A 20400-nucleotide genomic window follows, 5' to 3' on the forward strand; every position below is an offset into this window, starting at 1 on the left:
CTTTCCGTGGTTCGCCTCAGCGGTTTCCCGCGCCGCCGGTCAGCGCCTCCATCAGCGGTAGCGGGTTGATGTAGTCGCGGTAGGACACGACGAGTCCGTCCTGGACGCGGAACACGGCGATCACCGTCTGCTCGAACGGCTCTGCGGTGGCGACCACGCTGCCGACGGCCTCGTACTCCACGACGACCACCTCGGGGTCGAGCGTCTCGTGAATCACCACGTCGCGGTACTCGTCGAACGTGATCAGGGTCCCGGCCGTCTCGATCAGGTGCCGGCGGACATCGGCCCGCCCCCGCACCCGGCCGGGCACGCCAGCGGGGCGGAACGGCCACTCGATGTAGCCCTCGGGGGCCATCAGCGCCACGAACGCCTCGACGTCGCCGTCCCGGCCGGCGCGCAGGATCCGCTCGACGACCTCCCGTGCCCGATCCGCCATCGTGCCTCCTGAGATGGATCCGCATCGACGGAACCAGCCTAGGTCCTGTCTCCTGGATCTTCCGGGATGGGGTCGAGGCGGAGATTGAGGAGTTCCAGGCCGGTGACGGGCCGGAAGCCGACCTGGGCGTAGAGCGTCAGGGCCGGGACGTTGTCGGTCTCGGTCTGGAGCGACAGACGAGAGGCACCAGCAGCGCGAGCACTGTGGATGGTGTGCTGCAGGAGTGCGTCAGCGATACCGCTACGGCGATGGCGCGGGGCCACGTACAGGTCACGGATCGACCATGCGGTGCCCAGCATGAGCGATGCGGGCATGACCGTGACCGTGATGAAGCCACAGACCTGATCGCCCTGGACGGCGGCAGCCGCGGAGATCCGGTGCTGCGAGAGCTGGTCGTGCAGCCAGGAGCGGGTCAGCTCGGGAGATGATGGTAGGCCGTAGTGCACCCGGTAGGCGTCGAACAGGGCCGCAGTCTGGTCGAACGCCGGATGGGCACAGGCAATGGGCACGATCGTCGTCGTCACTCCGCAAGTGTCGCCGAGGCGCCGGTCGCGGCGGGCGGCCCGCCCGCCGCGACCGGCGCGTCCGCTAGCCCTCGGCCAGCACCGTGAAGGTGAAGTCGGTGCTTCGCGGGCGGCGCAGCGGCACGTCGCCCTTGACCCGGCGCAGCACCTCGTGCCGGCTGAGGCCCAGCCCGTGGGCGATGAGCCGGTCCGGACGCACCGGTACCGGGTCCTCGAAGGTGACCTCGACCCGCAGCGGCCACGCCTCGGCGGGCCGTTCGGTCGGGGTGTCCAGCCGCCAGGCGTCCGTCCAGTCCAACGTGAAGCGACCGCGCCGGGCCAGCGCCGGGTCGACCAGTGCGGCGGCGACCAGGACCGGGTCGTTGACGTGGTAGCCGTGGAGCGTGGCCGGGTCGAGCGAGCTGACCGGCGCCCGCTCGTGAACGGTCAGCTTGCTGGTCCGGTCGCAGGAGACGCACCGGACCAGCAGCCAGACGTCGAGCAGTTTGCCGTTCGCGTTGACCCGGAACCGGCCGTCGCCGGTGGTGGCGGACTCCGATCGGCAGTCCACACAGCGCAGTGACAGCAGCGGAAGCCTGGTCCGGCGGACGAACCAGGGCAGCACGACATGGGGTGACGAAGACATGAGGAGGGGAAACCTGATCTCTGTAGACCTGACCCGAGGCCGATGACGCGCGGCCTCGATCGCCGTGTGACCGGGCGCGCGGAGGCAGCCCGGCGGAGCCGACGGGGAAGCGTCGGCTCGGGGTGGGTGGAAGGCGTGTCAGGTTCAGAGAGCAGGTGGGGTCACGCGGGTTCGTCCTCTGTCCTCAGGGGTGCGGGGTCGCGGCGACCGTAAGCGAGGGCCGAGGGACGTCTCAAGCGCTTTACCGAAGGCCCGCGCCGCATTTTCCGGATTACCGGTAACGCTAATCCGATATTTGGCTCCGACATAACGGACGAAAGGTCGTTGCATCATAATGACAGTTCCTGTGCGTAATGCGCTAGGCTGGTGTATCCCGCCGCCAGCAGACCCAGGTCACGGCCGATAGAGCGCCTTGGCCGCAGCCACCTCGGCCGCGCGCCGCTCACGCCACCGCCTCTGCGCTTCGCTGTTGCAGCGACGACACGCCTTCCGGAAGCGTCCGGTGGCGGGGTCGACCTCCCGGTCGTGTCCGTTACGGCAAAGCGGCTGCTGTCGACGTTCCCGACAGTTGTCGGCGTGACCGAGCTGACGCAGGTGGGTCGGCTCGATGCAGTCGGGCACGCCGCAGTCGTGATGGACGTCGAGGTCCGGCCGGTAGCCGCCGACGAAGACCGCGTATGCCGCGATGTGTGCCCAAGCGCGTCCGGCGAGTTTCTGGTAGACGCCGCGCTGGCTGCCATATCCACGCACCACGAGACAGCCCGTCGGCAGGCGCTGTGAGCGGGCCAGCAGGTAGGAGCGCAGTGATTCCTCCGTGAAGTGCCGGGACAGGCCGGTCACCTGGGACAGCATGCAGAAAGCGTAGAGAGGTCCTCCGACAGTGCGCTGCGGTCCTGACCCCGGTCCGCCAGATGCCGGCCCCTTGCCGGGCTCGGCGGGGTCGCCCGGCGACGCTGGTGGCGGGTGTGGCAGACGCGCCGGCCGCTGCTGCCCACCGCCTGACCGGGGCCCTCGGCCCCGGTCAGGCGGTCGTCGTCTCGCTGTCAGGCGGGCAGCCGGACGATGTCGTAGTCGGTGCTCGGTGTCGGTTCGACGTCGAACCGGCCGTTGACCACGTACAGCCAGGGCCCGAGGAGGTCGCCGGTCGCCGGCACCCGCAGTCGCACGTCGGTGATCTCTCGGACGAGGGTCGCGGAGTCGTACCCGGGCGACAGCCGGAAGACGGCCACGACATTGGTCAGGTTGCGGATGACGTAGAGGGTGTGGCCCCGCCGCACCAACCCGTCGGCCCGACTGACGGAGTAGCCGCCGAGGTCGAACACGCGGCTGGCGCCGGTGGCCGGATCGACCCGGACCAGCCGGCCGGCGAGCATCTGGGCGACCAGCAGGTCCCCGTCGGGCAGCGCGACGATCCCGTTCGCGAACGCGTCCGGTTCGGCCGCCGGTCCGCTGAGGGCGAGCGTCCGGACAGCCGAGCCGGCCGGCAGTCGGCCACCGGGGCCAAGCGGCACGACGTACAGCACCGCTCGGGTGGAGTCGGTGAAGTACACCGCCCGAGAAGTGATCACCAGGTCGTTGACCAGGCTTCCGGGCTGATCGGTGAATCGATAGCGAGCCAGCAGGGCACCGGTCCGGGCGTGGTAGACGCTTGCGCCGCCGCCGGAGAAGTCGGCGGTCCAGAGCCGGTCCCGCGCGTCCACCTTCAGTCCCGCCTTGTCGGTGCCGGGCACCCCCGGCACCAGGACGGCGCCCCGTCCGGTGCGCAGGTCACCCCGCCAGATCGCGCCGTCGAGGATGGAGCCCACGAAGACCGTGGTACCGCGGCCGATGGTGAGTCCCTCCGGTGTGAAGCCGTCCGGCAACGCGATGCGGGACGGGAAGGGGGTGCGGTGAGACGGGCTGGAGGCGACGCGAGGGGAGGAAGCGGCGGCATCGGCGACAGCCGGGCCGGGAGCGACGAGGCCGACAGCCGCCAGCATCGGAACGAGGACCAAGATCGAGTTTCTGCGCAACAGAGCCACCGCCTGACCTGACCTGGGCTCCCCTGTGGAGCCCGCCTCTGAGGAGACAGATCAGGCGGCCCGATCGGTTGTCAGCGGCGGGACTGATGCCCGGTTTGCCGGCGAGCCTCCCGGAACCGGTCGGCACGCCCCAGTCGTGGTGCCGGCAGCACAGGCGGGCGGCCCCCGCTCCGCGGGAGCCGCCCGTTCCCACGGTCAGCGTTCGGTGCGGTCGTCGATCTCGGTGCCGGACTCGCCGGGTCGGGCGCCGATCGCTTCCTCGGCGGCCCGGCCGCCGGTGCTCTCGTCACCCTGCCGCAGCGAACTGCGCGGCAGCCCGGCCAGGTGCGCCGGATCCTCGATCGGCTGGTCCGGCCAGTCGTCCTGGCTGCCGTCGGCCAGCCCGGCCCGGCGCAACACCTCCACCAGGTCGTCGTGGGACAGACGCTCGGCATCCGGAATCCCGGCCCCGCGCGCCATCGACTGCAGCGTCTTCAGGTCTTCGCTCACGAATGTCTCGGCCATACGAGAGCCTTCCCGGCGCCCAAGACAAGGAAACCCGCTCAGGCCCGGGCCCCGCCGAGGCCCAGCAGCACCGCCAGGCCGAGCGCGCTGCGCGGCGCGTACGGCACGCGCCACAGTCCGCCGTGTGCCGCCGCGTACGTTTCGTCCCGCCACGGGTGCTCCTGCGCCGGTCCACCGCCGGTGCGCAGGTCGTGCACGAGCAGCGCGGCCATCAGGGTGTTGCTGGTGGCCGGCTCGAACACCTCGACGCCGAAGCGGTGCGCCCCGGCGTACGCGGCGGCGAGCGCGCGGTTGCGCAGCACCGACCGGGTGCGGGTGGGCGGCGCCACGGTGAACGACACGACGGCGCCGGCGTCGCGGGCCACCGCGGCGCGCCAGCGTTGCATTCGCTTCGCCAACGCGTAGTTCGGGCCCTGCTGGGGGACCAGGCTGTCGTTGATGCCCGGGTCGGCGCCGGGCGGGTAGTTGCGGTGCAGCAGCCGGCCGCCGGAGATCAGCCGCAGGGTCCGTCGGGCCGGGCCACGGGCGGCGTACCCGCGCTCGGCGTGGGCGACCGCGTCGCCGGGGACCGCGTACACGTCGGTGGGGGTGGCCAGGAACGCCAGCGCGGCGTCCGGGCGCTGCCGGGTCAGCTCGACGGTGAGCGCGTCGACGGCGGTGGCCACCCGGACGTTGGTGGCGCCGTCGGCGTAGACGTAGTTGCCGAGCACGAGCCGGCCGTCGAGCCTGGCGAGCCAGCGGGCGGCCTGCGGGAGGCGGTGCAGCAGGTCCGCCCCGGCGGCGGCGGTCAGCGCCGCGTCGTCGTCCCCGGCGCCGGGCGGCACGGGCAGGTGCAGTCGGCCGCCGTGGCGGCGGGCGGTGTGCAGGACGCGGCGCCAGATCTCCGGGCGGGGCAGGTCGACCGCGACGACGTCGCCGCCCCAGCGCAGCACCGAGGGCAGCGGGCCCATTTCGGCGCCGGCGCCGAGCACCACGATCCGTTGGTCGCGCAGGTCCAGCCAGTCCGGGTTGGCCAGCACCAGGCCGACCGCCTCGGCGCAGCTGGGCTCGATGACCCCGGCGTCGACCCAGGCGTCGAGCCGGCGGCGCAGGTCGTCGCCGCGCAGGCGTTGCCCCCGGTAGGGCAGGGACAGCTCGCGCTCCACCGGCCCGGCGCCGGTGACCGTGGCGGTCCGCAGCGGCGGCTCCCGGTCGTCCGACGCGAGCGCCTCGGCCGGCGTGGTCTCGGGGCCGCCGTGCGGCGGGGCGTACCGCATGCGGGTGTGCAGCGCGGCGAGACCGTCGCGGGCGACGGTGAGCGCGGCGTCGCGGGAGAGCAGCCCGGCCTCGACCAGGCGGCGGAAGTGGCCGACGTAGCCCCGCCGCCAGTCGGTCTCGTGCTCGGCGGAGCGCGCGCCGATGGGGTCGACCGCGCGCAGCGCGTCGGCGACCACGGCGCGTCCCAGCGCGGTCGTGCTGCGCCGGCCGTCGGTGGTCGGGGGGAACACCACCCCGGTCGGGCCGTCCACGGGTCACCTCCTGCTCGCGGTCGTGGGGCCACTCTGCCGCATCGGCGTCGCCGCCGCCTGCCGAGGGCTCAGCGGCGGGCGGGTTTCGGCTCCGGGCGGGGTCGGCCGCGCTCCGGATCGACGCCGACCTGCACGGCGAAGGCCGGGTCGACGGCGAGCAGCGGGCGGGGACCGAACAGCGCCATGGCGGTCAGCAGCGCGTCGGTGTCCCGTCCCTGCCAGGTGGGGCGGCGTTCGGGGTCGAGGTCGGCGTGTTCGCCTCGTAGCCGGCGCAGCAGGCGGCGGGCGGCGGCGCCGGTCTCCGGCACCTCGGTCAGCCACCAGCCGCCCAGCGCGGTGGCCAGGCAGCACAGCAGCAGCCCGGCGACCGACGCCGGGCCACCGGCGGAGCGTCCCTCGACGGCGCTGTCCACGAGCCGGGTCACGCCGACGGCGGCGACCGCGAACAGCGGCAGGGTGCCCAGCGCGATCCGGCGGCGTTGGGCGCGGGTGAGCAGCCAACCGTCGCGGACCAGCCGGCCGACCATCCGGCGCAGCGCCCGACCGACGTCGGGGTCGGCGAGGACGGCGGCCCAGGTCTGCGGGCGGCGCAGCGCGGTGTGCAGGGCGCGGACCAGCGCGGGTGGTCGGGCCGGTGGGGGGCCGTCGGCGCGCAGCGTGGCGAGTTCGCCGGTGCTCACCCCGCCGGCGCGGCGCAGCGCGGCGATCCCCACCTGGCAGGCCAGCAGCGCGCGGTCGGTGAGGTAGGCCAGTTCGACCCGGTCGGGCGTCGCGCCGCGGGCCCGCCGGCCGGTCAGTTCTCGTACGGCCAGGGCGATCGCGGCGGCCACGACGACCGCCCCCAGGTAGTCGAGGAGGAAGAGCGGCCCGCTGACACCCCAGAGCATGGCGACAAGTATGGCCCGGCGGCCTCAGGAGGCGTGTCGGACCTCGCTGTCCCAGATCTGCGACCAGGGGCGGCGCGGACCACGGGCGACGAAGATCGGCCCGCCGTTCTCCTCGTTGTCGACGTCGACCCGCTGGTCGACCCGGCCGGCCTCGGTGACCTCGGTGAACCAGGAGCGCAGCCGGTCGGGTCGGGACCAGCCGACGGCGATCACCACGTCGGCGTCGTCGGGCGGCCGGCCGAACGTGACCATGCTGTTGTGTCCGGAGTACGCGCGGGGCAGGCCACGCGCCGGGCCGTAGCGGGCCAGCGCGCCGGCCTCGCCGTAGTTGGCGGTGAGCACGACCACCCGGTCGCGTTCGGCCGGCGGCAGACCCCGGTGCACGGCGGCGACCGAATCGGCGAACTCCGGCCACCCGATCGTCTCGCCGGCGTCGTAGTTGGCCGCGACGACGAAACCGGGCAGCCGGTCGGCCGGCAGCGTGGGCAGCAGCAGCACCGCGCTGCTGGCCGCCATCAGCACGGCGGCGGTGGCGAGCGCCGTCTGCCGGGCCCGGGCGGCACCGCGCCGCGCCCAGTCGAGGGTGGGCGTCACACCGGCGGCGGTGAGCACCAGCAGCAGCGGCGCGTCGTAGTAGCCCTTGCCGCCGGCCAGCACGACGACCGCGACCACCACCAGCCACGCCCAGGCCAACGCCCGGTACGCCGACCAGGCCGGCCGGCGCAGCAGCGCCACCAGCCCGGCCACCCACACCGGGACGGCGAACGGGCTGATGATGAGCAGGTTCAGCACGAGCGCGTCCAGCCGACCGCTGTAGGAGCTGTCGCCACCGGCGATGGCCGAGGCGACGGAGAGCTGCGGGAAGCCGTGCGCGGCCTGCCACGCCCCGTACGGCACGGCGAGCAGCACGGCGATCACCGCCCCGGCCAGCACCCACCGGTCCCGGAGCAGGCGACGCGGCCCGGCGATCACGACCCCGGCGACCAGTCCGACGCCGAGCAGGGCGGGCAGTGGCTTGTTGAGCATTCCCACGCCGAGGGCGAGCCCGGCGCCGAGCGCCCAGCGGGTGTCGCCGGTGCGCAGCATCCGGGCCACGCAGCACGCGGCGACCAGCCACACCAGCAGGTCGACGCTGGTGGTGCTGAGCAGGTGCCCGCCGGCCAGGACGATGCCCGAGGCGGCGGCGAGCACCGCCGCCGCCGACTGGGCGACCCGGCCGGCGCCGAACTCCCGGGCGGTCGCGGCGACCAGCACCACCGCGGCGCCGCCGATGACCGCCGACGGGGTACGCAGCAGCACCAGGCTGCCCGGCGCGACGGTGTCGGCCAGCCGGGCCAGGGCGGGCACGAGCGGCCCCTGGTCGACGTAGCCCCAGTCGAGGTGCCGGCCGCAGAGCAGGAAGTAGAGCTCGTCGCGGTGGTAGCCGTAGCGGCCGGCGAGGGCCAGCAGGACGGTGGTGAGGGCGGCGCCGACCAGCCAGGGGACCGCCGTGCGTGGCCCGGCCGGCGGCGGCCCGGCGGGCGTGGCGGCCTCGCGGCGATCGACGTCGGCGACTGATTCGGCCACCCGCCCATGATGACCCGGCGGGGCGGTCCGCCGTCGTCCCGCCGGGCTCGGCCGGGTGGCCGGAATCCGGTGGCCGGACGGTCGGGTCCCGGCTAGCGTGCCCGCCGTGCGCATCCGTGACTACACCGACGCCGACTGGGGCCAGGTCTGGCCAATCTTTTCCGACGTCGTCACCGCCGGGGACACGTTCCCCTACGACCCCGCCTGGCCGGCCGAGGTGGCCCACGACGTGTGGGTGGAACGCCCGCCGGGGCGTACCTCGGTGGCGGTGGACGACGACGGCGCCGTGCTCGGCACCGCCAAGATGGGCGCGAACCGGCCCGGGCCGGGCTCGCACGTGGCGACCGCGAGTTTCATGGTGGCCGCCGGCGCGCGGGGTCGCGGCGTGGGCCGGGCGCTGTGCGAGGACGCGCTGGACTGGACCCGCCGGCAGGGCTTCGCCGCGATGCAGTTCAACGCCGTGGTGGAGACCAACGCGGCGGCCGTGGCGCTGTACCGGCGGTTGGGCTTCACCGTGATCGGCACCGTGCCGGAGTCGTTCGCCCACCCGACGCGGGGTCGGGTGGGCCTGCACGTCATGCACCGTCCCCTGTGACCGCCGCCGGTGCGCGAGGATGGTCGGATGAACCCTGAGCCGATCGAGCTGGCCGCCGCCCTGGCGCGCTTCGACCAGCTGTGGAGTCCGCGGATCGTCACCACCGTCAACGACTACGACGTCCGGATCGCGAAGGTGGCCGGCGAGCACGTGTGGCACGCCCACGACCGTACCGACGAGTTCTTCCTGGTGCTCGACGGGGAGTTGCGCATCGCGCTGCGCGACGGCGCGGACGGGGCGCAGCGCGAGGTGACGCTGCCGCGCGGCGCGGTGTTCGTGGTGCCACGCGGGGTGCAGCACCGGCCGTACGCGCCGGACGGCGCCTCGATCCTGATGTTCGAGCCGTCCGGCACGTCCAGCGTGGGGGACCGGCACGACGCCGTCCCCGACAGCGTCGACGCCACCACCGGGCACCCGCTCTGACCGGCGGGGGTCACCGCCGCGCGGGCTCCGGGCGCGCCGGTGCGGCGGCGACGGTCCAACCCACCCGGCGTACGCCGGGCACGGCGGCGGTTCCGGCGCAGGCGAGCAGCACGAGCACGCCGGCGACCGCGAGGGGCGTCGAGGCGCCCCAGGCCGACGCGGCGAGCGGCGCGAGGGCGTAGCCGAGGGGCATGGCGCCCAGCGACATGAGCCAGTCGTAGGAGGTGACCCGGGCCAGCACCTCGGTGGGGAAGCGGGCCTGGACCACGGTCTCCCAGACCGGGTTGAGGAAGCCCAGGGCGCTCAGCGCCAGGCAGTAGGCGGCCACGGTCAGCGCGGCGGGCGCGGCCACGGCGAGCAGCAGCAGCGGCGCCGCGTACGTGGCCAGCGCCAGGTTGCCCACCAGCACCGGGCGGCGGGGGCGGGCGCGGGTGGCCAGTAGTGAACCGACCAGCAGCCCGACGGCCCCGGCCTGTTGCAGCAGCACCCAGACGCCCTCGCCGCCGAGCCGGGTGACGGCGACGGCCGGGCCGACGGTGAGCAGCACGGCGGCGGCCCCGTTCCAGACGGCGTGGGCGACCAGGCTGCTCCAGTACCAGTCGCGGGCGCGGACCTCCCGCCACCCCAGGATCAGGTCGGCGCGCAGTGAGCGGCGTTCGACCGGCACGTGCCGGACGTGGATGGCGGCCAGCAGCGCGGCGCTGACGCCGAACGAGGCGGCGTCGATGACGAACGCCCAGCCGGGGCCGGCGGTCCAGACCAGCAGGCCGGCCAGGGCCGGGCCGGCGAGCCGGCTGGCGTTGGTGGTGGCGCCGAGCAGGGCGTTGGCCCGCTGCCGTCCCGCGCCGTCGACGACGCCGGCGACCAGCGGGGACGCGGTGGGCATGGCGAAGGCGGAGGCGACCCCGCCGACGGCGGAGGCGACGGCGAGGTGGGCGAGGGTCGGCGCGCCGCCGAGCAGTTCGACGCCGACGACCAGTTGGGCGGCGCCGCGGATCAGGTCGGTGGCGAGCGCGACGCGGCGGGCGGCGAACCGGTCGGCGACCACGCCGCCGAGCGGGAGCAGCAGCAGCCGGGGCACCATGGCGCAGCCGAGCACCAGGGCGAGCGCGGCGGTCGAGCCGGTGGCCCGCAGCACGGCGAGCGCGAGCGCGGTGGGGACCACGGCGTCGCCGAGGGCGGACACCGTGCGGCCGAGGAAGAGCAGACGGAAGGCGCGGAGCCGGAGGGGATGCGTCACCGCCGCAGGCTACTTCGACATCGAACATTTCGACAACGAATATTTTAGGTTCGACGTACCGTGGTTGCCGTGACCGACCGCGACTCCGTCGACCAGCACGTGGCGCGCTGGCAGCCCGTCCTGCCCGACCTCGATCCCGACGTGGAGGGCGCCGTGGTGCGGATGATGCTGCTCACCCGGCACCTGCGCGCGGTCAAGGACCGGGTCCTGGCCGACCTCGACCTGCAGGAGAAGGAGTACGGCACGCTGCACGTCCTCGCCGGGCGCGGCGGGCGCGCCGCCCCGTCGGAGATCGCCGACGCGCTGCGGATGGCGCCAGCCTCGATCACCGCCCGGGTGGACGCCCTGGTCCGGCGCGGCTTCGTGCGCCGGATCCCGTCCGAGGTCGACCGGCGGCGGGTGGACGTGGCACTCACCGAGGCCGGCGAGGCCATCTGGCGGCAGGCCCTGGACGTCGTCGGCGACGAGGAGCACCGGGTGTTCGGCGCGCTGGACGCGGCGGAGCGGCGGACGCTGGCCGACCTGCTGCGCCGGGTGAACTCGGCCGCCGAGCGACCGACCGGAAACGTCGGGGGCCACGGCTAGGTTGAGGCCGACCGCAGCCGCCGAAGGAGCCGCCATGACCACGCTCACCGACCGCCCGCACACCGCCCTGCTCGTCATCGACGTGCAGAACGGCGTGGTGCGCGACGCCCACGACCGCGACCGGGTGCTCGCCAACATCGCCGCCCTGGTCGACCGCGCCCGCACCGCCGGCGTTCCGGTCGTCTGGGTGCAGCACCGCGCCGACGACCTGCCCGCCGGCAGCGAGCCCTGGCAGATCGTGCCGGAGCTGACCCGCCGCGACGACGAGCCGTTGGTCCACAAGGCCTACGGCGACTCCTTCGAGGACACCGACCTGGAGCAGGTGCTCGCCGCCGGCGGCGTGGGTCGGCTCGTCGTCACGGGCGCCCAGACCGACGCGTGCGTGCGCTCCACGCTGCACGGCGCGTTCACCCGCGGCTACGACGCCACGCTGGTCGCCGACGCCCACACCACCGAGGACCTGTCCGCCTACGGCGCGCCCCCGCCCGCGCAGGTGATCGCCCACACCAACCTCTACTGGCGTTTCCAGAGCGCGCCGGGACGCACCGCCGGCACGGTCGACACCGCCGACGTCGACTTCGCCGCGACCGTGCCGGCCTGACACCCCGCGCGGGCCGGAAAACGCCTCGCCGTCCGCGTCGGGTGCTGTCAGGCTGCCGGGCATGACCGCCCACGCCCTCGCGGGCGCGCTCGCCGACGAGCGCCGCCGCGTCGTGTTCGCCGCCGTCGTCCTCGGCGCCCGGGACGTGCCCGCCGTGGTGGCCCGCACCGGGTTGCCCGCCCGCGACGTGGCCACCGCCGTGCGCCGGCTCACCGACACCGGCGTGTTCGTCGACGACGGCGCCGGGCTGCGCGTCGACGACGGGTGGCTGCGCGACGTCGCCCGCTCCGGCGCGACGCCGTCCGCCCCGCCCGTCGACCGGCGCGAGTCGATCCTGCGCACGTTCCTGCGCGACGGCGCGCTGACCCGGCTGCCCGCGCAGCGCGGCCGCCGCCGCGTGCTGCTGGAACACATCACCACGCACACCTTCGAACCCGGGCTGCGCTACCCGGAACGGGCGGTGGACGACGCGCTGCGCCCCTGGTGCGCCGGCGGCGAGGCCGACCACGTAACGCTGCGCCGCTACCTGGTCGACGACATGCTGCTCACCCGCGAGCACGGCGTCTACTGGCGGACCGGCCCGTGACCGGCTGGCACACCCGTCTCGACCCGCCCGACGGTCCGGTCGCGCGGGTGCTGCTGCGGGAATACATGGCGGAGATGGTCCGCCGCTGGTACGGCCGCCCGGAGCGGCCCGGCGAGGTCGACGCCGCGCTGACCGAGATGCCCAGCGACGACCTGACCCCGCCCACCGGCCTGCTGGTGACAGCCCACCACGACGGCCGTCCCGCCGGGTGCGTCGGGCTGCGGTGGCGGCCGGGCTGGGCGGAGTTGACCCGGCTGTACGTGCGCCCGGCGCACCGGGGCGCCGGCGGCGGCGCGGCCCTGCTCGCCGCGGCCGAGGCGTACGCGGTCGGCGCGGGGGCGCACCGGATCCGCCTGGACACCCGCTCCGACCTGGTCGAGGCACGTGCCCTGTACGCCCGCCACGGCTACCGGGAGATCCCCGCGTTCACCTCCGGCCCGTACGCGCAGCACTGGTTCGAGAAGTCACTGCCGGCGCGAGTTGACGACGCCGCGACGCCGCGCTAAAACAGAAACCGGGAAGTTGAGTCGACCAGACTCAACGCGAGACCTTGGGCCAGGAGAACCGAGGAGGCACTGCCATGTTGATGCGTACCGACCCGTTCCGCGAGATCGACCGGATCGCCGAGCAGTTCTTCGGCACCACCACCCGGCCGGCCGTGATGCACCTCGACGCCTACCGCGACGGCGACCACTTCTACGCCGCCTTCGACCTGCCCGGCGTGGACCCGGACAGCATCGACTGCACGGTCGAGCGCAACGTGCTGACCGTCCGCGCCGAGCGGCGCCGCCCGACCGGCGAGAACGTCGAACTGGTCGCCGCCGAGCGTCCGATGGGCACCTTCACCCGCCAGCTGTTCCTGGGCGACACGCTCGACACCGACCGCCTGGAAGCCGGCTACGACAACGGGGTGCTGACGCTGCGCATCCCGATCGCCGAGCGGGCCAAGCCGCGCCGGATCACCGTCACGTCGACGGCGGAGGGCAACGGCCACCGCCAGCTCACCACCGCCTGAGCAGGGGATCACGCCGAGGCGGGGGAGGCCGGAGCGCCGGCCGACCCCGCCTCGGCGTCCGTGGGATAGAGCCGGGTCAGCGCGTGCGCCGTGGCGGTGAACCGGTCCCGCAGCTCGGCCGGCGCCAGCACCTCCACCTCGGCGCCGAGCTTGAGCAGCTCGGCGTGGGCGTGCCGGGCCGACTCGATCGGCACGGTGGTCTCCAACCAGCCGTCCGGGCCCGGTTCGCCGGCCGCCGCCCGGGCCGCCCGGCTCATCTCCGGCGGGAAGACGTACGACATGAACTCCAGCGCGGCCACGGTGAGCCGGATCCGCGCCTCGCCCCGGTAGACGTCGCGCTCGTAGCACGCGGTCCACTCCCGCCAGTACGCGGCCAGGTCGAAGTCGTCCGGGCGGTCGTAGCGCTCCTCGGTGACCACCGCGTCGAGCACCGCCCCGACCCGGTAGGTGCGCGTCTGCTCCCCGCACCGGGCCACCAGATACCACCGGCCCGCCTTGAGCACCACGCCCAGCGGCGCGACCAGCCGGGTCACCTCGCGCGGGGCACGCCAGCGCCGGTAGCGCAGCCGTACCAGCCGGTCCTCCCACACCGCGCCGGCCAGCGTCTCCAGGTGCGGCACCGGCTCGGGGTGACGGAACCAGCCGGGGGCGTCCAGGTGGAACCGCTGCCGGATCCGGCCGGTGCGGTCGGCCAGGTCCCCGGGCAGCGCGGCGCGCACCTTCAGCTCGGCGGCGGCCACCACCGACGCCAGACCCAGCTCCGCCGCCGGCCCGGGCACGCCGGCGAGGAACAACGCCTCGGCCTCCGGCCCGGTCAGGCCGGTCAGCCGGGTACGCCAGCCTTCCAGCAGGCGGTAGCCGCCGGCCGGTCCGCGGTCGGCGTACACCGGCACGCCGGCGGCGCCGAGCGACTCCACGTCGCGGTAGACGGTCCGCACCGACACCTCCAGGGTGTCGGCGAGTTCCTGGGCGGTCATCCGCCCCCGGGTCTGCAGGAGCAGCAGCAGGGAGACCAGCCGGCTGGCGCGCACCCGGTGACGGTAACCCGCGGAGCGAATCTGCCCGGGCGCGCCTCGTCGCGAAACGCCCCGCCGACTGAGAACCTTTCTCACATGCTGCGTCCCGAGGTGCTGTCCCGCGCTCGTCCCGCGCTGCCCGGCGGCCCGGCCGACTTCACCGAGGCGTGGTTGCGCAACCGGCGCCTGTCCGAGCACACCCGCGACGCGTACCGGCGGGACGTCACCGGCTGGCTGACCTGGTGCGCCGAGCGTGGGCTGGACCCGCTGCGGGTCACCTTCCTCGACGTCAACGCCTACGGCCGGGACCTGGAGTCCACCCCCCGTGGCCGCGACGGCCGGCCACTGACCCCGGCCACCGTGGCACGCCGGCTGTCCGCGCTGTCCAGCTGGTACGACTTCCTGGCCAAGCTGGGCGCGGTGCCGGCCAACCCCGTCGCGGCGGCGGACCGCCCCCGCGTCGACCGGGACCACTCCGCCACCGTCGGTCTGAGCCCGGACGAGGTCGACGCGCTGCTCGCGGCCGCCGACGCCGACACCGGCCCGACCGCCGCCCGCAACCGGGCCGCGCTGGCGCTCCTGGCCGACCTGGGACTGCGGGTCGGCGAGCTGGTTTCGCTGAACCTGGCCGACCTGGGCAGCGAACGCGGTCACCGCAGCGTCCGCTTCGTCGGCAAGGGCGGCAAGGCACGCCGCCGCGCGCTGACCCCCGGCACCGCGTACGCGCTCGACGCCTATCTGGCCGCCCGGGCCGCCGCGCAGGGCGTCACGGTGCCGGAGCTGACCGGTCCGCTGCTGGTCACCGCGACCGGGGGCCGACTGGACCGGCACGCCGTGTTCCGGATGGTGCGCCGGCTCGCGCAGAGCGCCGGGATCGCCGCCTGGGCGCGGTTGTCACCGCACTCGCTGCGGCACGCGTTCGCCACCACGGCCCGCTCCGAGGGGGTGCCGCTGGAGGACGTGCAGGACGCCATGGGCCACGCCGACCCGCGCACCACCCGCCGCTACGACCGCGACCGGCACAACCTCGACCGCGACCCGGCGTACGCGATCTGGGCGGCCCGCGCCCGCCGCCGCGGGTGAGCGTCGTACCCGGGCCCTAGGGTGCCGGGATGCGACACGGGCTGGAGATCTGCTGCGGCGGCGCCGCGGTGACGGTGGCCGATCTGGTGATGCTCGGTGAGTTGGCCGAGCGGGCCGGCTGGGACGGCGTGTTCCTGGAGGACTATCTCGTCCACCACGCCGGGGACGAGCCGCCCACCTGGGACCCGTGGCTGGTGCTGGCGGTGGTCGCCGCCCGCACCGAGCGGGTCCGGCTGGGCACCACGGTGACGGCGCTGCCCCGGCGTCGCCCGGCCAAGCTGGCCCGCGAGGTGCTCACCCTCGACCATCTCAGCGGCGGCCGGGCCGGCGTCGCGGTCGGTGTCGGCGACCCGGGCGACCGGGGCCTGGCCGCGTTCGGCGAGACGACCGACCTCAGGACCCGCGCCGCGATGCTCGACGAGGGCCTCGACCTGCTGGTCGGGTTGCTCGGCGGCGAGCGGGTCACGCACCGGGGGACCCACTACCGGGCCGAGGGCGTGGCCCTGCGTCCCGCGCCGGTGCAGTCGCCGCGGGTGCCGGTCTGGGTGGGCGGCAGCACCCAGGCCAGGGCGGTGCTGCGGCGTGCCGCCCGGGCGGACGGCATCGTGCCCTACAAGTTGACCGACACCGACGACTGGTCCGACTTCACCCCGGACGAGGTCGCCGACCTGGTCGCCGCGCTGCCGGCGACCCGCGCCGACGGGCAGCCGTTCGACGTGGTGGTCGGCGGTCGGCGTCGCCGGGACGACGAGCGGGCCGAGCGGGCCTACCTGGCCGAGTTGGCGGGGGCGGGCGCCACCTGGTGGCTGGAGTACGTGCCGGCCGGTGACCCGGCCGCGATGCGGGCCGCGGTCGCCCGCGGCCCGCTGCGCTGACCGGTCAGCGCCGGGGGCACAGGCAGAACGGCTGCCCGATCGGGTCGAGCAGCACGGTCCAGTTCTCCCCGCCGGGCTGGAACTCCGGTCGGGTCGCCCCGGCCGCCACCAGGTCCTTCTCCGCGACCGCCACGTCGTCGACGGTGAGGTCGAGGTGGTAGCGCTTGGCGCCGGTCTCGTCCGGCCAGGCCGGCGGCGCGTATCCGGGCACCCGGCCGAAGCCGATCGACGTGCCGTCCTTGGTGATCATGGCGTACTCGGTCTCGCTGTGGGTGATCTCCCAGCCGAGGGCGTGGGCGTAGAAGGCCGCGTGGGCGGCCGGGTCGGAGCTGTCCAGGTTGACCATCGCGAGGTCGGCGTTCGTCGTCATGCCGGCAGTGTGTCGCCGGTACCTGCCACCTGCTGTCAGGTACGTCCGGCGGATCCCGACGGCCACACCGCCAGCCGCCCGTGCGGCCCCCGGCAGGCGAGCGCGTCGGCCACCGGATGGCAGTCGCGGGTGCCGGCGGGCAGCACCGGGCCCGGTCGGGGCCCGTCGCGGCCGACGGTGGCCACGAGCGTGTGTCCGTCGGCGCGGGCGGTGCGCAGCAGCACCTGCCGGGTCGGGTCTCCGTCGTCGGGGCCGGCCCGCCACGCGGCGCCGCCGGGCCAGCGCCACACCTGCCCACCGGTGGCCGGGTCGAGCGCACGCCGGTCCCGCACACCGGTCAGGCAGAGCACCGCGGCGCAGCCCGCCGAGGTCGTCTCCCCGGCGGGCAGCAGCCGACGCCAGCGTGGGGTCAGCGCCGGCAGGTCGTAGCCGCCGAGCGCTGCGCCGCCCGGCCCCGGGTGGCGCAGCACCAGGTGCGCGCCGACGACGAGCGGGTTGTCCGGGGCGTACCCGGCCGGGGGCAGTCGGGTCTCGCCGAGCGGGGCGCCGTCGCGCGTGTCGTGCACCCGGGCCAGGCCACTGTCGTGCACCACGACGACCCGGCCGAGCGTGGTGGCCAGCACGGCCGTCGACGGCACCGGCACCGACCACCGGTCGACGCCGGTGGCCAGGTCGACGCCCCGCACCGTGCCCTGGATCCGCTGGCCCGGGTCGGCGACGCTGCGGACCTCGGTCACCGCCACCGCGCCGTCACCGGCGGGCCGGACGCGATCGGGCCGGTACCAGCGCACCTCTCCGGTGCCGACCGCGTACGCCCAGGTGCCGGTCACCTGCCGCGCGCTGTCGCGCCCGGTCACCAGGATCAGGTCTGCGGTGGACGCCGCGGACCAGGCGCCGACGGGAGCCGGGCCCCGCCACCGCACCCGGCCGTCGCGGCCGTACGCGGTCAGCGCGGGCGGGTCGGCCACGAGCAGCAGCCCGCCGGCACTCAGCAGGGCGACCCGGGCGGGCAGCGGGGGACCGGTGACCGGCCCGGAGCGCGGCGGCGCGGCGGCGCCCAGCAGCAGGCATCCGGCCAGCGTCGCCGCGGTCCGCCACCGGCGGCGGCGAGGCGGGCGGGACCGCGGACCCGCGGGCGGCCGGTCCAGTTCGATCACGGCCGTCTCCGGGTGCCCGTCACGCGTCATCCACCGCTCCTTGAGGGGGTCGTGCGCCGACGGTAGACGATTCCCCGTGGCGGGACGACAGCGGCGCAACCGGCTGCGCACCGGTCGCCGGTTGCCTACCGTCGGTGGTGATGGGCAGGGAGCAGGGATGGCATCGGCCGGCCCGGCGTCGCCGACCGGTACGCGCCGGTGTGCTGGTCGCCGTGCTCGGGCTGGGCACCTGCCTGGTCGGGGTGGCCGGGTTGGCGGCGTGGAACGCCCAGGTGGTGCTGCAGGCCGACGGGCCGGTGCGGGAGACCGCGGACGGGTTCTTCCGCGACGTCGCGGCCGGCGACACCGACCGGGCGTACGAGCGGCTGTGCCGGGACGCGCGCGGCCGGTGGAGCCAGGCCGGGTTCGGCAGCTGGGTGCGTACCCCGCCGGTGGTCAGCGGCTACGAGATCGTCGACGTGTCGGTGGCGACCCGGGGCGGTCGGCCGCGCGGCACGGTGGTGGTGCGGATCAGCCGCGACGGTGGCGGCAGCGAGGAGCGGGAGCTGTCGGTGGTGCCGGAGGACGGGGGCTGGCGGGTGTGCGGGGACCCGTTCTGATCAGGCGCGTGGGCCGAGGTCGCCGGAGCGGTAGTGCCGCCGGCAGAGCACCTGGTAGCGCACGTCGGCGGTGTCGACGGTGTCGCCGATGACGACCTGCGCGCCCTCGCGGACCACCTCGCCGCGCACCACGCGGGCGTTGAGCAGGCCCTCGCGGCCGCACCAGCAGAGCACCTCGACCTGGATGCGGGCCACTTCGTCGGCCAGTTCGAACAGCCGCTGCGCGGCCGGGAAGAGGCAGGAGCGGAAGTCGGTGGCCAGGCCGAAGGCGTAGACGTCGACGTCGAACTTGTCGACCAGTTCGGCCATCTGCTCGACGTGCTCCAGGTTGTAGAACGACGCCTCGTCGCAGATCAGGTAGTCGACCCGTACCCCTTCGGCCCAGGCGTCGCGGACCAGGTCGCGCAGGTCGAGGTCGTCGGTGACCTCGACGGCCTCGTGGGCCAGGCCGATGCGGGTGGTGACCTGCGGGCCGAGCGAACGGTCGATGCGGGTGGTGACCAGGCCACGCCGGCCCTGCCGGGCGTGGTTGTGGTTCATCTGCAGCGCCATCGTCGACTTGCCGCAGTCCATCGGACCCCAGAAGAACTTCAGCGCGGCGGCGTGCAGCGGGCGACCGTCCACGCCCCGGGCGGCGGCGCAGCCGCCGGCGCGGTCGTCGCCGGGCCCCGGCAGGGGGCGGGCCAGGCAGGTCGGGGCGGCAGCGGCGTCGTCGGTCACGTCGGGGCAGCCTAGCCGATCGACGCCGCTGCATCGGTCGGCGATGATCCACCGACCGGCGTGCGGGTCAGAGCACCCGGGGCGGGGTGTTGCCGGCCGCGATGATGGCCCGGCGCATCGGCACGGCGGCCAGCAGCGCGAACCCGACCACGAAGAAGATCAGCAGCGACACCAGGCCGACCCGGTACGACGAGGTCAGCTGGAAGACCAGGCCGAAGGCGAGCGGTCCGAGCCAGCTGGTGCCCTTGTCGCTGATCTCGTAGAACCCGTAGTACTCGCCCTCCTTGCCGGCGGGGATGAGCTGGCTGAACAGCGAGCGGCTCAACGCCTGGCTGCCGCCGAGGACCAGGCCGATGCAGCCGCCGAGGATCATGAACGGCACGGGCGCCTCGGCGGGCAGCCGGAACGCCGCGATGATCACGCCGGTCCAGAGCACCAGCGACAGCAGCACCGTCTTCCACGCGCCGATGCGCCGGGCGAGGGCGCCCAGGGCGAGCGCGCCGCCGAAGGCGAGGAACTGCACCAGCAGGATGGTCACGATCAGGGTGCTCTGCTCCAGCCGCAGCTCCTCGGTGCCGTACTGGCTGGCCAGCGTGATGACGGTCTGGATGCCGTCGTTGAACACCAGGAACGCGAGCAGGAAGAACAGCGTCAGCGGGTACGCCTTGATCTCCCGCAGGGTGCGGCCGAGCTGCCGGAACCCGTCGGTGAGCACGTTGGCGCCGCCGTGCAGCGCGGCGGCGGTGGGGTGCTCGCGCAGCCAGCGCAGCGGCAGCAGCGTGAACGCCGCCCACCACACGCCGGCCGAGACGATCGACCAGCGGGCCAGGTCGAGGGTGCGCTGCGCGTTGCCCTCCTCGCTGAGCACGGTGACCGCGACCAGGTTGAGCGCCAGCAGCAGCCCACCGCCGAGGTAGCCGATGGCCCAGCCCCGGCTGGAGATGCCGTCGCGGTCGTCCGGGCCGCCGAGCTGCGGCAGGAACGAGTTGTAGACCACCACGGCGGCGCCGAAGGAGATGTTCGCGATCAGGAACAGCGCGCCGCCGAGCAGGTACCGCTCGCCGGTGACGAACGCGAAGGCGACGGTCGCTCCGGCGCCGGTGAACGCGGCGGCGGCGAGCAGCCGCTTCTTGTGCACGGAGCGGTCGGCGATCGCGCCGACCACGGGCAGCACGAACACGGTGAGGAAGACCGACAGCGAGATCAGGTACGGGTAGTAGGAGCCGGCGGCGACCCGGATGCCGAGCGGGTGCACCACCCCGTCGCAGCTGTCCGCGCCCAGCTCGCAGCCGGCGGCCAGCTCGGTGACCGTGGTCAGGAACGGCCCGAGGAAGACCGTGATGACGGTGGTCTGGAACGCGGAGTTCGCCCAGTCGTAGAAGTACCAGCCGGTGCGCTCGCGGCGGGTGCTGCCCGGGCGCGCGGGCTCGGCGACGGCGGGGGTGACCGTATCGGCCATCGGGT

At 74.8% G+C, this 20400-nt stretch carries 25 protein-coding genes; 10 read left to right on the top strand and 15 right to left on the bottom strand.

Features of this window, described 5'->3' with window-relative positions; translation table 11 throughout:
- Positions 1-16: 16 nt before the first annotated feature.
- The 9 genes from O7600_RS03710 to O7600_RS03750 all read right to left on the bottom strand — a co-directional run bounded on the left by O7600_RS03710 (position 17) and on the right by O7600_RS03750 (position 8071).
- Entirely contained in the window at positions 17-436 is a 420-nt protein-coding gene (locus O7600_RS03710) for a nuclear transport factor 2 family protein (protein WP_281592297.1), read from the bottom strand.
- A 38-nt stretch (positions 437-474) separates the two neighbouring features.
- Positions 475-960, bottom strand: a complete 486-nt coding sequence (locus tag O7600_RS03715) for a GNAT family N-acetyltransferase (RefSeq protein WP_281592298.1) — start codon at positions 958-960, stop codon at positions 475-477.
- Positions 961-1024: 64 nt separating this feature from the next.
- Positions 1025-1585 (bottom strand): DUF1062 domain-containing protein, encoded by a 561-nt coding sequence (locus tag O7600_RS03720; RefSeq protein ID WP_281592299.1) that lies wholly within the window; start codon positions 1583-1585, stop codon positions 1025-1027.
- A gap of 393 nt (positions 1586-1978) precedes the next feature.
- Complete coding sequence (locus tag O7600_RS03725) at positions 1979-2437, bottom strand: HNH endonuclease (RefSeq protein ID WP_281592300.1); 459 nt, start codon at positions 2435-2437, stop codon at positions 1979-1981.
- 191 nt (positions 2438-2628) lie between these two features.
- Positions 2629-3390: a superoxide dismutase gene (locus tag O7600_RS03730; protein ID WP_281592301.1), complete on the bottom strand. Its 762-nt coding sequence runs from the start codon at positions 3388-3390 to the stop codon at positions 2629-2631.
- Between the two features lie 411 nt (positions 3391-3801).
- On the bottom strand, positions 3802-4110 hold the full coding sequence (locus tag O7600_RS03735; protein WP_091574451.1) for a hypothetical protein: 309 nt from the start codon (positions 4108-4110) through the stop codon (positions 3802-3804).
- Positions 4111-4148: 38 nt separating this feature from the next.
- On the bottom strand, positions 4149-5618 hold the full coding sequence (locus O7600_RS03740) for a hypothetical protein (RefSeq protein WP_281592302.1): 1470 nt from the start codon (positions 5616-5618) through the stop codon (positions 4149-4151).
- Between the two features lie 68 nt (positions 5619-5686).
- Positions 5687-6505 carry a TIGR04222 domain-containing membrane protein gene (locus O7600_RS03745; protein WP_281592303.1) on the bottom strand — a complete coding sequence of 273 codons (819 nt, stop codon included), beginning with the start codon at positions 6503-6505 and terminating at the stop codon, positions 5687-5689.
- Between the two features lie 24 nt (positions 6506-6529).
- Positions 6530-8071, bottom strand: a complete 1542-nt coding sequence (locus tag O7600_RS03750; protein WP_281592304.1) for a glycosyltransferase family 39 protein — start codon at positions 8069-8071, stop codon at positions 6530-6532.
- A 106-nt stretch (positions 8072-8177) separates the two neighbouring features.
- On the opposite strand from O7600_RS03750, the gene O7600_RS03755 reads away from it, so the two are divergent.
- Positions 8178-8666 (top strand): GNAT family N-acetyltransferase, encoded by a 489-nt coding sequence (locus tag O7600_RS03755; protein WP_281592305.1) that lies wholly within the window; start codon positions 8178-8180, stop codon positions 8664-8666.
- Positions 8667-8693: 27 nt separating this feature from the next.
- A complete protein-coding gene (locus O7600_RS03760) occupies positions 8694-9089 on the top strand; it encodes a cupin domain-containing protein (protein ID WP_281592306.1) in 396 nt (131 codons plus the stop codon).
- A gap of 10 nt (positions 9090-9099) precedes the next feature.
- On the opposite strand, the gene O7600_RS03765 is transcribed toward O7600_RS03760, so the two are convergent.
- The gene (locus tag O7600_RS03765) at positions 9100-10329 is read right to left on the bottom strand and encodes an MFS transporter (RefSeq protein ID WP_281592307.1); all 1230 of its coding nucleotides are present in this window, start codon (positions 10327-10329) and stop codon (positions 9100-9102) included.
- Between the two features lie 69 nt (positions 10330-10398).
- On the opposite strand from O7600_RS03765, the gene O7600_RS03770 reads away from it, so the two are divergent.
- The 5 genes from O7600_RS03770 to O7600_RS03790 all read left to right on the top strand — a co-directional run bounded on the left by O7600_RS03770 (position 10399) and on the right by O7600_RS03790 (position 13116).
- Positions 10399-10914, top strand: coding sequence for a MarR family transcriptional regulator (locus tag O7600_RS03770; RefSeq protein ID WP_281592308.1), 516 nt, complete (start codon positions 10399-10401; stop codon positions 10912-10914).
- A gap of 34 nt (positions 10915-10948) precedes the next feature.
- Positions 10949-11515: a cysteine hydrolase family protein gene (locus tag O7600_RS03775; protein WP_281592309.1), complete on the top strand. Its 567-nt coding sequence runs from the start codon at positions 10949-10951 to the stop codon at positions 11513-11515.
- Between the two features lie 61 nt (positions 11516-11576).
- Entirely contained in the window at positions 11577-12101 is a 525-nt protein-coding gene (locus tag O7600_RS03780) for a DUF2087 domain-containing protein (protein ID WP_281592310.1), read from the top strand.
- The gene (locus O7600_RS03785) at positions 12098-12607 is read left to right on the top strand and encodes a GNAT family N-acetyltransferase (protein WP_281592311.1); all 510 of its coding nucleotides are present in this window, start codon (positions 12098-12100) and stop codon (positions 12605-12607) included. Before O7600_RS03780 ends, O7600_RS03785 begins: the two co-directional genes overlap by 4 nt.
- A 74-nt stretch (positions 12608-12681) precedes the next feature.
- Complete coding sequence (locus O7600_RS03790) at positions 12682-13116, top strand: Hsp20/alpha crystallin family protein (RefSeq protein ID WP_099160974.1); 435 nt, start codon at positions 12682-12684, stop codon at positions 13114-13116.
- Between the two features lie 8 nt (positions 13117-13124).
- Here O7600_RS03790 and O7600_RS03795 read toward each other — a convergent pair whose 3' ends face one another.
- Positions 13125-14147, bottom strand: a complete 1023-nt coding sequence (locus O7600_RS03795) for a WYL domain-containing protein (protein ID WP_281592312.1) — start codon at positions 14145-14147, stop codon at positions 13125-13127.
- A gap of 81 nt (positions 14148-14228) precedes the next feature.
- Between O7600_RS03795 and O7600_RS03800 the strand changes: the two genes are divergently transcribed.
- Together O7600_RS03800 and O7600_RS03805 are read left to right on the top strand one after the other, a co-directional pair.
- Positions 14229-15215, top strand: a complete 987-nt coding sequence (locus tag O7600_RS03800; protein WP_281592313.1) for a tyrosine-type recombinase/integrase — start codon at positions 14229-14231, stop codon at positions 15213-15215.
- Positions 15216-15244: 29 nt separating this feature from the next.
- On the top strand, positions 15245-16090 hold the full coding sequence (locus O7600_RS03805; protein WP_281592314.1) for an LLM class flavin-dependent oxidoreductase: 846 nt from the start codon (positions 15245-15247) through the stop codon (positions 16088-16090).
- Positions 16091-16094: 4 nt separating this feature from the next.
- Here the strand turns inward: O7600_RS03805 and O7600_RS03810 are convergent, their stop codons facing one another.
- Positions 16095-16460: a VOC family protein gene (locus tag O7600_RS03810; RefSeq protein ID WP_281592315.1), complete on the bottom strand. Its 366-nt coding sequence runs from the start codon at positions 16458-16460 to the stop codon at positions 16095-16097.
- Positions 16461-16495: 35 nt separating this feature from the next.
- A complete protein-coding gene (locus tag O7600_RS03815) occupies positions 16496-17647 on the bottom strand; it encodes a PQQ-binding-like beta-propeller repeat protein (RefSeq protein ID WP_281592316.1) in 1152 nt (383 codons plus the stop codon).
- A 110-nt stretch (positions 17648-17757) separates the two neighbouring features.
- On the opposite strand from O7600_RS03815, the gene O7600_RS03820 reads away from it, so the two are divergent.
- The gene (locus O7600_RS03820; RefSeq protein WP_281592317.1) at positions 17758-18216 is read left to right on the top strand and encodes a hypothetical protein; all 459 of its coding nucleotides are present in this window, start codon (positions 17758-17760) and stop codon (positions 18214-18216) included.
- Here O7600_RS03820 and O7600_RS03825 read toward each other — a convergent pair whose 3' ends face one another.
- Positions 18217-18891: a thymidine kinase gene (locus tag O7600_RS03825; protein WP_245666635.1), complete on the bottom strand. Its 675-nt coding sequence runs from the start codon at positions 18889-18891 to the stop codon at positions 18217-18219.
- A gap of 112 nt (positions 18892-19003) precedes the next feature.
- Positions 19004-20395 carry an MFS transporter gene (locus O7600_RS03830; protein ID WP_281592318.1) on the bottom strand — a complete coding sequence of 464 codons (1392 nt, stop codon included), beginning with the start codon at positions 20393-20395 and terminating at the stop codon, positions 19004-19006.
- Between the last annotated feature and the right edge of the window lie 5 nt (positions 20396-20400).

Origin of the sequence: Micromonospora sp. WMMA1998, from assembly GCF_027497375.1 — a bacterium.
In the GTDB taxonomy this organism is placed as follows: domain Bacteria; phylum Actinomycetota; class Actinomycetes; order Mycobacteriales; family Micromonosporaceae; genus Micromonospora; species Micromonospora sediminicola.

Coding starts and splice junctions, on each gene's coding strand:
- O7600_RS03710 (WP_281592297.1), bottom strand. CDS start 436: ATGGCGGATCGGGCACGGGAGGTCGTCGAGCGGATCCTGCGCGCCGGC.
- O7600_RS03720 (WP_281592299.1), bottom strand. CDS start 1,585: ATGTCTTCGTCACCCCATGTCGTGCTGCCCTGGTTCGTCCGCCGGACC.
- O7600_RS03725 (WP_281592300.1), bottom strand. CDS start 2,437: ATGCTGTCCCAGGTGACCGGCCTGTCCCGGCACTTCACGGAGGAATCA.
- O7600_RS03735 (WP_091574451.1), bottom strand. CDS start 4,110: ATGGCCGAGACATTCGTGAGCGAAGACCTGAAGACGCTGCAGTCGATG.
- O7600_RS03745 (WP_281592303.1), bottom strand. CDS start 6,505: ATGCTCTGGGGTGTCAGCGGGCCGCTCTTCCTCCTCGACTACCTGGGG.
- O7600_RS03760 (WP_281592306.1), top strand. CDS start 8,694: ATGAACCCTGAGCCGATCGAGCTGGCCGCCGCCCTGGCGCGCTTCGAC.
- O7600_RS03775 (WP_281592309.1), top strand. CDS start 10,949: ATGACCACGCTCACCGACCGCCCGCACACCGCCCTGCTCGTCATCGAC.
- O7600_RS03780 (WP_281592310.1), top strand. CDS start 11,577: ATGACCGCCCACGCCCTCGCGGGCGCGCTCGCCGACGAGCGCCGCCGC.
- O7600_RS03790 (WP_099160974.1), top strand. CDS start 12,682: ATGTTGATGCGTACCGACCCGTTCCGCGAGATCGACCGGATCGCCGAG.
- O7600_RS03800 (WP_281592313.1), top strand. CDS start 14,229: ATGCTGCGTCCCGAGGTGCTGTCCCGCGCTCGTCCCGCGCTGCCCGGC.
- O7600_RS03805 (WP_281592314.1), top strand. CDS start 15,245: ATGCGACACGGGCTGGAGATCTGCTGCGGCGGCGCCGCGGTGACGGTG.
- O7600_RS03810 (WP_281592315.1), bottom strand. CDS start 16,460: ATGACGACGAACGCCGACCTCGCGATGGTCAACCTGGACAGCTCCGAC.
- O7600_RS03815 (WP_281592316.1), bottom strand. CDS start 17,647: ATGACGCGTGACGGGCACCCGGAGACGGCCGTGATCGAACTGGACCGG.
- O7600_RS03820 (WP_281592317.1), top strand. CDS start 17,758: ATGGGCAGGGAGCAGGGATGGCATCGGCCGGCCCGGCGTCGCCGACCG.
- O7600_RS03830 (WP_281592318.1), bottom strand. CDS start 20,395: ATGGCCGATACGGTCACCCCCGCCGTCGCCGAGCCCGCGCGCCCGGGC.